The 11,793-nt window shown below is 39.3% G+C and carries 9 protein-coding genes; 4 read left to right on the top strand and 5 right to left on the bottom strand.

Going from position 1 to position 11,793, the window contains the following annotated elements; genetic code table 11:
- The first annotated feature begins 84 nt into the window (after nt 1-84).
- Both SJY37_RS00940 and SJY37_RS00945 read left to right on the top strand, forming a co-directional pair.
- Complete coding sequence (locus tag SJY37_RS00940; protein ID WP_379953351.1) at nt 85-540, top strand: tRNA (cytidine(34)-2'-O)-methyltransferase; 456 nt, start codon at nt 85-87, stop codon at nt 538-540.
- 73 nt (nt 541-613) lie between these two features.
- Nucleotides 614-1,267: a hypothetical protein gene (locus SJY37_RS00945; protein ID WP_298328610.1), complete on the top strand. Its 654-nt coding sequence runs from the start codon at nt 614-616 to the stop codon at nt 1,265-1,267.
- A gap of 145 nt (nt 1,268-1,412) precedes the next feature.
- Here SJY37_RS00945 and bshC read toward each other — a convergent pair whose 3' ends face one another.
- Nucleotides 1,413-3,008 (bottom strand): bacillithiol biosynthesis cysteine-adding enzyme BshC, encoded by a 1,596-nt coding sequence (gene bshC / locus SJY37_RS00950; protein WP_298328612.1) that lies wholly within the window; start codon nt 3,006-3,008, stop codon nt 1,413-1,415.
- Between the two features lie 121 nt (nt 3,009-3,129).
- Here bshC and SJY37_RS00955 point away from each other — a divergent pair, with 121 nt between their 5' ends.
- Nucleotides 3,130-5,619 carry a M14 family metallopeptidase gene (locus tag SJY37_RS00955; protein ID WP_298328614.1) on the top strand — a complete coding sequence of 830 codons (2,490 nt, stop codon included), beginning with the start codon at nt 3,130-3,132 and terminating at the stop codon, nt 5,617-5,619.
- Nucleotides 5,620-6,057: 438 nt separating this feature from the next.
- Nucleotides 6,058-6,432 carry an endonuclease domain-containing protein gene (locus tag SJY37_RS00960; RefSeq protein WP_298328617.1) on the top strand — a complete coding sequence of 125 codons (375 nt, stop codon included), beginning with the start codon at nt 6,058-6,060 and terminating at the stop codon, nt 6,430-6,432.
- 430 nt (nt 6,433-6,862) lie between these two features.
- On the opposite strand, the gene SJY37_RS00965 is transcribed toward SJY37_RS00960, so the two are convergent.
- From SJY37_RS00965 to SJY37_RS00980, 4 genes are all read right to left on the bottom strand, one after another.
- Nucleotides 6,863-8,107, bottom strand: coding sequence for a sialidase (locus SJY37_RS00965; RefSeq protein WP_298328620.1), 1,245 nt, complete (start codon nt 8,105-8,107; stop codon nt 6,863-6,865).
- 116 nt (nt 8,108-8,223) lie between these two features.
- The gene (gene rimO, locus SJY37_RS00970; protein ID WP_298328623.1) at nt 8,224-9,576 is read right to left on the bottom strand and encodes a 30S ribosomal protein S12 methylthiotransferase RimO; all 1,353 of its coding nucleotides are present in this window, start codon (nt 9,574-9,576) and stop codon (nt 8,224-8,226) included.
- Between the two features lie 160 nt (nt 9,577-9,736).
- Nucleotides 9,737-11,419 (bottom strand): amidase family protein, encoded by a 1,683-nt coding sequence (locus tag SJY37_RS00975; protein ID WP_379952698.1) that lies wholly within the window; start codon nt 11,417-11,419, stop codon nt 9,737-9,739.
- A gap of 37 nt (nt 11,420-11,456) precedes the next feature.
- Entirely contained in the window at nt 11,457-11,789 is a 333-nt protein-coding gene (locus tag SJY37_RS00980) for a hypothetical protein (RefSeq protein ID WP_298328630.1), read from the bottom strand.
- Between the last annotated feature and the right edge of the window lie 4 nt (nt 11,790-11,793).

Below are 11,793 nucleotides of genomic sequence, written 5' to 3' on the forward strand. Positions count from 1 at the left end.
ATAGCCCGTGACAAGCTTTAGTTTTTGTGATAACATTAGTATCTCACACACCATTTATACACCATACATTCCATCAAGCAAGCCATTATGCTCAATATTGTACTCATCAATCCAGAAATCCCAAACAACACAGGTAACATAGGTAGGCTTGCCCTCGGTTCTGGCTGCAAGTTGCACCTTGTAAAACCCTTTGGTTTTGAGATAGACGACACCCGCCTTAAACGCGCAGGTCTTGACTACTGGCAGCATCTAGACGTACAGTATTATGATAATACAGAAGACTTTTTTAATAAGAACGCTTTCGCGAAAATGGCCTTTCTCTCAAGTCACGGCACAAAATCACATTATGACATTCCTTTTGAAGAAGACCTATTTCTCGTCTTTGGAAAAGAATCTAAAGGACTCCCAAAAGAAATCACCGAAAAACACCCAGACCAACTTTATAAAATCCCACTATTTAGCGAACACATCAGAAGCCTAAATCTCGCAAATGCCGTGGGAATTGTAGCTTATGAAGGGATAAGGCAGTTGGGTTTATGAATATTGAGAAAAAAAATCTGAATTGGTTTATTAATAATTACTTGAATACCCAATAAAACTAGAAAATAACAAAATGAAGAGAACTCAAACGACAACTGAAAGATTATTCACGGAGTTAAACGAAAAAGGGGGGATTTCACAGATAACATTAAACCACTTAAGAATCCCTAATTTCTCAATGAAAGAAAGTGCTTTAATTTTATTAAAATTTGGCTGGTACATTCCTAGAGAATTTAAACTAAAAAAAATAGCTGAATTAACAGAATTAGGAAGGTCTAAAAACTTTAATGAGATTGATGAAATTTTGACTGAGTTTTTTAATGAAAAGATTGATAATATTGAAGAAAATTTAGTCGGCACATACTCAGAAAGAAGTGAGATTATAAAGGAAGCTTTTAATTCCCACAAAATGAAATTGTACTATTCTTCAACAATTCTATTTTTATCTCAAGCAGACGGAATTACAGAATCAAAGATGTTCATCGGAAGAAAGAATTTTGAAAAAAATATAGACTCTAGAAAAAATCCTGATATTGTAAATATTTTGGGAGAAGAGAGTCCTTTAAATGTTGACACACGAAAAGATAACAATCCTAATTATTTCAGCGACTTGAATCGACACGGAGTTATGCACGGTTTATCTAATAATTATGGTTCCGAAAAAAATAGTTTGAAAGCATTATCATTATTATGCTTCGTAAGTGATTTTTACAATAGATACGAATAAATAAAAGGACAGTAGCGAACAAGAACTGAATTAAAAAAGAAGCTTCTTTTTGATATAGTTTTGGAATTGCTATTGTAATTAAAAGAAAGTATGACAATAATCCAATATTCAATTTAGACACGGTCAAGCTCTAAATTAATACTCCCTACAAAGTAACCACCGTAAACTCGCCGCCTAGCGGCTCAAGAGCATTTACAAGTTCAGGGATGAGTTGCTCGCCAAATTCTAGATAAAACTGTGAGAAGTTAGTATTTCTTTCTTGCAGGCTTTGCATTGGGAAAACTTCGTTTTGTAAATCTACTAGGCGTTGTACGTGATCACTTAACTTTCGCTTTTGTGCACGCAGCAATCTACTCTCTAAGTTTTCTAAACCTTTGAGTTGTTTTACTTCTTGAGCTTTTACGGCTCCTATAAAACTAGCGTCTGTCTCTTCGGCTAGTAAATGCATTGCTTTAAACTGCTCTTTTAAAAAGCTGCGTTGTGCAGAGAAGTCTATCTCTACATTTGAGATGGCACGCACCTTTCGGTTAATGAGTTCGTTTTGTTTTAGAAATAAATTTGGTAACGACACGCCTAGATTTTCGGCTTTTGTACGTTGCTTTTCGGTACGTATTAATGCCGAGTTACGAAGTAATAATGCTGGAAATGGAACTTCTACTTCTTCAAAATATGTTTTAAGTTGGAACCAGTATGCCAGCTCTCCGCCTCCACCTATGTAACAAAGATTTGGTAAAATCACTTCTTGAAAAAGTGGTCTCAGCAGGGCGTTAGGCGAGAACCGTTCTGGATGGTTAGCAAGCTCGTTGAGTATCTCATTTTCGCGAAAGCGGATATCTGTATCATTTACCACATACATATCATCCACCTTAATAATGCGCTCACGGATGCCTTTTGTAATGTAAAACAAGTTAATCTCACGAGGGTGCACTTGCTCTGGGTAGCCTAGCGCAGTGAGCTGCTCTGTTTGCTGTGTCACCTTTGCGTGCGACACGCCCTCTAGCAATTCTCGTTGTACATAAGGAGCAAATAATTCTTTAAGTCCCGCGTCGTTACCATCTACAATGACAAGGCCGTACTCACCAAAAAGCTCGTTGCCTAGATAGCGCGTTGCATCTGCCAGGTTATCGTGATTGAGGTAGGCATCACTAAAAAGTTTTGAGAGGTACTCCGCATTTCTTGAAGTCCCCAGCTGTGTTTTAAACAATGCTAGTACCTCAGCCAGTCCATCGGTAGAGAGTTCGCCCACGGCGCCACCGTCTTCACGATTCCACTGCACTTTTTTACCTTGAAAATTGAAATAGTTAATCTCGTCAAAATCGTGATCTTCTGTCGCCATCCAGTAAATAGGCACATAATTGCGGTCTGGATCTTTCTCTTTAAGCTCCTTGCAGAGATTAATCACAGAGATAATTTTATATAAAAAATAGAGCGGCCCCGTAAATAAATTGAGCTGGTGCCCTGTGGTGATGGTAAACGTATTTTCGCTAGCAAGATGCTCGAGGTTGAGCTGCGTCTCGGCAGAGGTGTTTGTATTTTTATATTGCGCGATGAGGGAATCATATAAACGCTTTCGCGAAAGCGGACTAAAAAATTGTCCTTTCTCTTCTGCCTGTTTGATAAGATTATCTGCTGTAGGAAATCTGTGATAAAAGGGCTTAAGTGCTTCTTCTTGATCTAGATAGTTTGTGATAAGATTAGAAAAATACCCCGTTTCTCGGTACGGCAGACAGTCGGTTGGCATAAATTATGGTTTAGATAGTAAAGATAATTCTGATAAATTGCGACTTTTCCCAAAAAAACGTTAAAACGCTGATTTGCGGCGAGCTCTTTTTATAGCTTTAGCTTTTGCTAAAACCAACCAAATGCTCAGAATCTACAGCTTTTTTGTCGCCTTATTTCTCACAACATTACTTACCGCTCAAGTACAATCTCCATCAGAATTTCTGGGTTATGAGATAGGAACACAGTTCTCACGACACTCAGACGTGGTGCGCTACTTTGAACACGTAGCCGAAAATAGTGACCTAGTCACCTATCAAGAATATGGTAAAACTAACGAGCGTAGACCCCTTACATATGCCGTTATTACCACAAGCGCAAACCATAGCAATCTAGAAAATATACGCAAGGCAAACCTGGAGCAAACAGGTATTGCAACCGGCAACTCTGGTACGGCAGACAAGGCAATAGTCTGGCTTTCTTATAACGTGCACGGTAATGAAGCTTCATCTACAGAGGCTTCTATGGTGACACTATATGAGTTAATTACGTCAAAAAAAGAATGGTTAAGAGATGCCGTGATTATTATGGATCCTTGTGTAAATCCAGACGGGCGTGATCGCTATGCAAACTGGTTTAACCAAGTAGCGTCTACACCTTACGACCCAGCACAAGTAGCTGCAGAGCACGATGAGCCGTGGCCAGGAGGAAGACCTAATCACTACCTTTTTGACCTCAACCGCGACTGGGCGTGGGCATCACAAGTAGAATCACAGCAACGATTAAAAGTGTACAATAAATGGATGCCGCACGTGCATGTAGACTTTCACGAGCAAGGCATTAATAGTCCTTATTACTTTGCTCCAGCAGCAGAGCCTTTTAATGAGATCATCACAGACTGGCAACAAGAATTTCAAGTAGAAATAGGAAAAAACCACGCTCGTTATTTTGATAAAGAAGGTTGGCTATTTTTTACCGGAGAGAGTTTTGACTTACTCTATCCATCATACGGAGATACATACCCTATGTTTATGGGTGCAATTGGGATGACCTACGAGCAAGCCGGTCACGGTCGTGCAGGATTAGGAATAGATACAGATCAAGGTTTTGAACTTACACTTGTTGACCGTGTGGCACATCACAAAACCACAGGACTTTCTACTATAGAAATATCCTCTGCAAATGCTGGTAAGCTTAACACCCAATTTAAAGACTATTTCAACACAAGCGGCCTTAAATATAAAAGCTACGTACTTTCTGGAAATCTAGACAATCTTAAAGAACTTGCGACACTGCTAGACAGGCACGAGATCAAATATGGCTTCTCATCAAACGGGAAAGCCTCAGGATTTTCTTATACCTCAAACGGTCAAGGAAGCATGAGTTATGATATGGCTATGGTCGTGAGCACTAATCAGCCAAAAGGTAAAATGGTAAAAGCGCTTCTTGAGCCAGATGCAAAACTGAGCACACCACTTACCTATGACATTACTGCCTGGAGTTTACCGCATGCTTATGGCCTCAAAGCTGTAGCAAGCACGTCACTCGTTACTGCAAATGCGGTAAATCCGTTTACCATAAACAACTCAAACCTGAATGCAAACGCAGCAGGTTATATCGCAAAGTGGAATAGCCTTGAAGATGCAAAGCTACTTGCAGCATTATTAAAGGAAGGAATTAAAGTACGTTTTACAGAAAAGCCTTTTGCAAATAATGGTATCTCTTATGAACGAGGATCGCTAGTAATTACAAAAAGTGATAACAAAGGACGTATAGATTTTAATGAGGTTGTAAATACGCTTTCGCGAAAGCATAACAGAATCCTTAACGCAACGAATACTTCATTTTCGACCTCTGGTCCTGACTTTGGATCATCATCTATGAAGCTTATCAATCCGCCGAAAATTGCATTATTAAAAGGAGAAGGAACCTCATCATTAAGTTATGGAGCCACTTGGTATTTCTTTGAGCAAACACTAGGATATCCTGCTACCTCGATTGACACTGGTAATTTAGGACGTGTTGACCTTGAAGAATTTGATGTACTTGTAATGCCTAGCGGCTGGTACGGAAGTGTGCTTAATGATAGTACACTAGATAAAGTAAAAGATTTTGTGCGCGGTGGCGGAAAAGTAATCGCGATAGCGAATGCCGTAGGAAGTTTTGCTGGAAAATCTGGATTTAACTTAAAACGCAACAGCAATTCAAGTGACGACGACGATACTTCGAGCGATGATAATCTCACTCCATATGCTGAGCGCGAGAACGCAAGCACGACAAACTTTATAACAGGTTCTATCTTTAAAACCAAAGTAGACCCTACACATCCTATGGCTTTTGGGTATAACGACACCTATTACTCTTTAAAACTAGGAAGCAACTCTTATTCATATCTGGACAAAGGTTTTAACGTGTCTTACATTCCAGAAGAAGTAACCAACGTTGCAGGATTTGCGGGTGATAATGCCAAAGCAAAACTTAGCAAGTCTCTTATTTTTGGAGAAGAACGCATGGGGCGTGGAAGTGTAATCTACATGGTAGATGATCCACTTTTTAGAGCTTTCTGGCACAATGGAAAGTTATTTTTTGCCAATGCTATTTTCTTGACCAATAACGGGAAGTACCGATTGTAAATACAACGCTTGCTAAAACAAAAAAAATGCCCTGTTTCAGGGTATTTTTTTTGTTACTCTTGCGGACATCTCCCTGACTCCCTCTTGGAAGAGGGACACTGTTGTGGGTAGGTTATATGCTTTGAAAGTTTAAATTCTAAGAAAAGTTCACCCTTTAGGGACGGGGAAAACTTTTCGGCTGGCAATTCCTTGCTCCGACCCTAAATCAGTCAGCCAATTCCGTTCCCCAGCCCTGAAGGGTGGGAATTGGAATGGTATCAAAATTTAGAAAAGTCACCCTTTAGGGACGGGGTAAAACTTTTCAACTGGCGATTTCCTTTCCCCAGCCCTTAAGGGTGGGAATTGGAAATAAAAAATTAATCTTGATTTTAATCTCTGCATTGGAAAATAGAAAATTCACTTCAAAGACTTAATAATGAGTTATATTGCTGACTAATTATGAGTAATTCAAAAGAAAATATGCACGCTGGGGCAGCTGCTTCTAAATTTGAGTTTGCAGCTGCTTTGAGAAAGCGAGAAACTATAGCTGAGAAGAAGGTTTGGGAGTATTTGAAAACAAAACCATTTGGTGTAAAATTCAGACGTCAACATCCTTTTGCTGATTATGTACTCGATTTCTATTGTCATAAACTTAAACTCTGCATAGAACTAGATGGAGAAATACATCATAACCAAAAGGAATACGACTCCGACAGAACCGATGTCATAAACTCTTATGGAATAAAAGAAGTTCGTTTCACAAATAATTTCATCCTGCTCCAATTTGAAGAATTCAAAATATTTATTGAAGAGGAAATTAAGACATATCCTTAACTCAGAAAAGTCACCCTTTAAGGACGGGGAAAACTTTTCGACTGTCAATTCTTTTCATAGCCGTGACTCAGTTCGCCAATTCCTTCCCCAGCCCTGAAGGGTGGGAATTGGAGTTAGAAATTTTTAGTTTACTCACTCTTGCGGACATCTCCCTGACTCCCTCTTGGAAGAGGGACACTGTTGTGCGTAGATTACGTTATTATGATGTTTAATTTTCTAAGAAAAGTCACCCTTTAGGGACGGGGGAAAACTTTTCGGCTGGCAATTCTTTTTCATAGCCCTGACTCAGTCGACCAATTCCTTTCCCTATTCCTGAAGGGTGGAAATTGGAAATGAAATTCTAGTTTACTCACTCTTGCGGACATCTCCCTGACTCCCTCTTGGAAGAGGGACACTGTTGTGGGTAGGTTACGTTATTGGAAAAACTAGGCTATTTCATCTCAAACCTCACCATCTTGACCTCACTCTTTTCACCATCAAGATCTGTCCACGCTACAAAAACCTTATCGCCTACAACCTCTAGTTGTGGGAAGCCGCTTTGTCGTTCGGCAGAGGTGTTGGTTACTGTCACTGGTGCGTCGTGTGTGTCATCTACATATACTCGTGCTACTTGTAGTACAACGTTTTCACCCATTGGCTCTAACCACGAGATGAGAGCGCTGCCATCACTCATAAAATCTGTATCTACTCTACCTATTGCGTTTCCGTTATCTATACGGATTGCACCTCCAAAAGAGGCTCCATTATCGTTTGAAAAAGCGGTGAGCACTCTAGGAGTTTCACCCTCTGCAGTAAACCAACTCACCACCACATTTTCTTCTTGAGTCGCGATTGCAGGTCCGTTTACGGGGCAACCATTTAGCTCCCAATTGTCATTTCCTATAACCATAGGTTTTGTCCATGATCCATCTACCCAACGTACGATTGCCATATCTCGTACCTCAGGTTTAGTTTCTGTGCGATCTCTATAAACGGTAATAGGACCATTATTTGTAATTGCGATAGCTGTATTACAGCAGTCACAAACTCGGTTATCTATCTCCGTATCTTGAGTTATATTTCCCGCCAAATCTATGTAGGCGTTGCGCAGGGTCATTTGATTCTTAGCCTTGTCTTCGTTTTTAGTATTTCTTCCGTCTAGCCAGCTAGCATAAAAACCTCCATCATACGCTTGGATTGATACAAAGCCGTGCTCCGCATCTACGCCATCTGTATTGAGCAGGAAATCATCTTTTATTATTTGATCACCTTTAGACAATTGCAATTTGATATTATAATCATACGTACCCTCTGCAGATTTTTCTAAGATATTAGTGAGCACGTAATCACCATTTACGCCCAGTGCCGGAAAATCTGCCCAGTTTACAAACCAGTTATCTCCAGATGTAATGGTTCTAGGTTGACTCCATTTGGCACTATCGTAACTAGCATATTTTAAAATTGCCATCTTGTCTTCCTGCTCCACCCAAGTCATATGTAATTTACCGCCACTCGACTTGAGTCTAGGTAAATGAGACTTTCCTGTATAAGGAAGTTCTATAGTAGTGAGTGAGGCATTGACAGTAGCCATTTCTACAGCTGACTGTTCTAAGACTGGTGCAACCTCCGTTTGATTAGACTTTTTACAAGAAGTGAAGAAGATTAAAACAAAAAATACTAAACCAGTAATACGCATAGGGAATGTGTTTATAAATGCTACAAATGTAAGCGTTGCGCAGAAACTCTTACACACAAAAAAGCCTTTCAAAACATTTGTTCTGAAAGGCTTTATATAAATCATGTTACTACTTCTTACTTTTTAGTAGCGCGCTTTGCGTGTAAAGCTTGTGGTCGCTCTAAAGCTACAAGTGGTTCTGCATAAAGGTCAAAATCTTCGGCCTCTGTGATAGTTACCATCGCGTAATCTCCTGTTTTTAAGTAGAATTTTGTTGCGTCTACAAGTACTTCATTATCCACATCTGGAGAATCAAATTCTGTACGACCTATAAAGTAGTTTCCTTCTTTACGATCTACAACAATCTTGAACTCCTTCCCTATCTTTTGCTGATTAAGCTCCCAAGAGATTTGTGATTGGATCTCCATAATCTGATTGGCACGATCCATTTTTACATCTTCAGGCACATCGTCTTCTAGGTTAAATGCGTGTGTATTTTCCTCATGAGAATATGTAAAACAACCCAAACGCTCAAAACGCTGATCTTTCACCCATTGCTTCATAAGTTGGAAATCTTCTTCTGTTTCTCCAGGGTAGCCTACAATAAGCGTAGTTCTTATGGTCATTCCTGGTACGCTTTCGCGAAAGCGTTCTAACAACGCATTTGTCTTCTCCATCGTAGTACCACGACGCATAGACTTCAAAATATGATCTGCAATATGCTGCAGTGGTATATCGATATAATTACACACCTTAGGCTCGCGGTTCATCACATCAAGTACATCTACCGGGAATCCAGAAGGGAATGCATAGTGCAAACGAATCCACTCGATTCCTTCTACTTGAACAAGGTTTTCAAGAAGCTCTGCAAGGTTACGTTTTTTGTATAAATCAAGACCGTAATATGTAAGATCTTGCGCAATAAGAATCAACTCCGTCACTCCGTTTGCAGCAAGCTTTTTTGCTTCAATCACTAAGTGCTCTATTGATTTTGATTTATGCTTTCCTCTCATTAAAGGAATCGCACAAAAAGAACAAGGACGGTCACAGCCTTCGGCTATTTTTAAATATGCATAGTTTTTAGGTGTTGTAGTAATACGCTCCCCAATAAGTTCATGCTTATAATCTGCCCCAAGTGCTTTAAGTAATCCTGGTAATTCTGTTGTTCCAAAATACTGATCTACATTTGGAATTTCCTTTTGAAGATCCGGCTTATAACGCTCAGATAAGCATCCTGTTACAAAAACTTTATCTACTTCTCCTTCTTCCTTTTGCTTTACATACTCAAGAATAGTGTTTACAGACTCCTCTTTTGCATTGTCTATAAAACCGCAAGTATTAATCACGACGATATTACCTTCTTCCTCGTGAGCAACATCCATCTCATTTGCTTTAAGCTGGCCCATTAAGACCTCACTATCATAAACGTTTTTTGAGCAACCTAGAGTTACTACGTTTATCTTATTCTTTTTTAATGATTTTGTACGCATAGCATTCCTTTTAAGGGAGTGCAAAGATAAGCCAAATAACATAGTAATAAGAAAGCTATCTAAAACGAGAAAAGTCAGCATCTTACTGCTGACTTTTTTCTCATTACAATATGTGCTTTTCTTTCTAAAAGCAGCTAGCTTCTAGTCATCTAGATTATTTTTACTCCTGATATCCTTCTGGCAGTGTTCTAGCATTAAGTGCGCTCTCTACTCCCACTGCGATATTGTAAATTACTTCTTCCTGCTTAGATGGAGTGATGATGGTAACTCCCTTAGGCTCGCCTTGTGCGGTGAAGCCCATAGGTATTGTGAGTGCTGGATAGTGTGCTGCTGCGGCATAGCCAGCATCATAATTATTTATAGAGAGTATAGCATCTAGTTGACCACCAGCTTCAGGGTGCTTGCTCAATGCGTCTTGAAAATATGCTTGAGTAACCTTCATAAGGTTTTCTTTAATTGCTTTAAGCTCTACAGCGGTTGTGCTATCTGCAACGATACCTTTAAAAAGCTGTTGCCCGTAGGGAATACGTGTTAAGCTATCTTGATTGTTAAATGTGATAAGCTCCTCTATATTTCTATTTTTTACAGATGAGGCTACCTCAGCATCATAGTAAGCAGGCAGATCATTTTTCATATCTATATTTAAGATAGACAGAAAACTTGGCATATTAACTCGCTCCATATCCACCTCAACGAGTGTAGCTTTGGTTTGCTTTAATTTATCAATGGCAGCCGCATAAGTACTGTCTTGCAAGTATCCTTTTATCACACCAAGATATTTTCCTTCAAGGCTTCCATTTTTTACAGCTTGTACATAATTACCAGAAGATGCGTAGCTATAAGAATCTGTATTATCCTTACCTGTAAGCGCTTGTAACACAATCGCATTATCCACTACATTCTTCGTCATAGGTCCTGGAGTATCTAAGTGACTAGAAATTGGCACAATCCCACTGCGGCTTAAAAGACCGATGGTAGGTTTAAGCCCAACCAGATTATTTTGGCTAGAAGGTGATAATATAGATCCACTCGTTTCTGATCCTATGGCGGCTACTGCATAATTTGCTGCTACACTCACCCCAGATCCAGAACTTGAACCTCCCGACTCAAATTGCAAACGACCGTATGGATTAATTGTTTGACCACCCACGGCACTATAACCTACAGGACAACCTGTACATAAAAAGTATGCCCACTCACTCAAGTTGGCCTTACCTAATATTATAGCACTTTCTTCCTTTAGTCTTTTTGTAATAAATGCATCTCCTGCATTATTATCTGCAAGCGCTACAGATCCTGCAGTCGTAATCATACCAGCTGCTCCTATATTATCTTTTAAAAGTATAGGCATTCCGTACACAGAATATTCATCTATGGTAGATTTATCTTTATTATCCAGTGCTCTTGCTTCTTGTACCGCTTCTTTATTGAGAGAAATGACTCCGTTAAGCGCTAAATTATTATCACTTTCAAAACGGGCAATACGGTTTAAATAAAATAGCGTCAGTTCTTCATATGAGTAATCTCCATTTTTGATGTGCTTCTGGATGGTTGGAATATCCTGCTCTAAGATAAGCGGAGAAATTTCTGAGATGCGCTTTCGCGAAAGCGTATTTATCTCCCCATTAAGATCTTTCCAAATATCATTTTTATCGATTCCCTTAGCATTTACAAGCTTGAGATGCATTCTGCTATTTTCAAGGGCTTGAGTTTTTGCAATATCTAGAGAGTCATTATAAGCTTCCCACACATATCTAGGAGTTGTATCTACGGTGGTTGTAGGAGCTTCGTTTTTACAAGAAAAAAGCGCCGTTGCGAGCGCGAGAGTATAAAGGTATTTCATAGTGAATTTTTATAGTCCACTAAAAATACAAAAAGGTTTATCCAAAAGGATTAACCCACATCAAGAAACCGTAGATAAAAAACTTAGTAGATTCAAATGTAATCACTGCAATTACTAGCACCCACCAATTTTCTGAAGCTAGTGCTCCCTTAAGGATTCTCCATATATAGAATATGATGAGACTATAAAAAACAATAAAAATATAATGAGGAAAAGCAGAGTACTGAGCTAGATACTTAGGTACAAGTTCGCTTCTTACTGTAGCATGTGCCGTATACACGCTCCACACATTAAGTAGCATAAAACCAATGACAACAACTCGTAAAGTGCGCAACATAAGTTCTGGGAGCCACCTAGGAACGAGTTTCATAAAA

It is taken from the genome of Dokdonia sp. R78006, assembly GCF_042466145.1.
Lineage (GTDB): Bacteria > Bacteroidota > Bacteroidia > Flavobacteriales > Flavobacteriaceae > Dokdonia.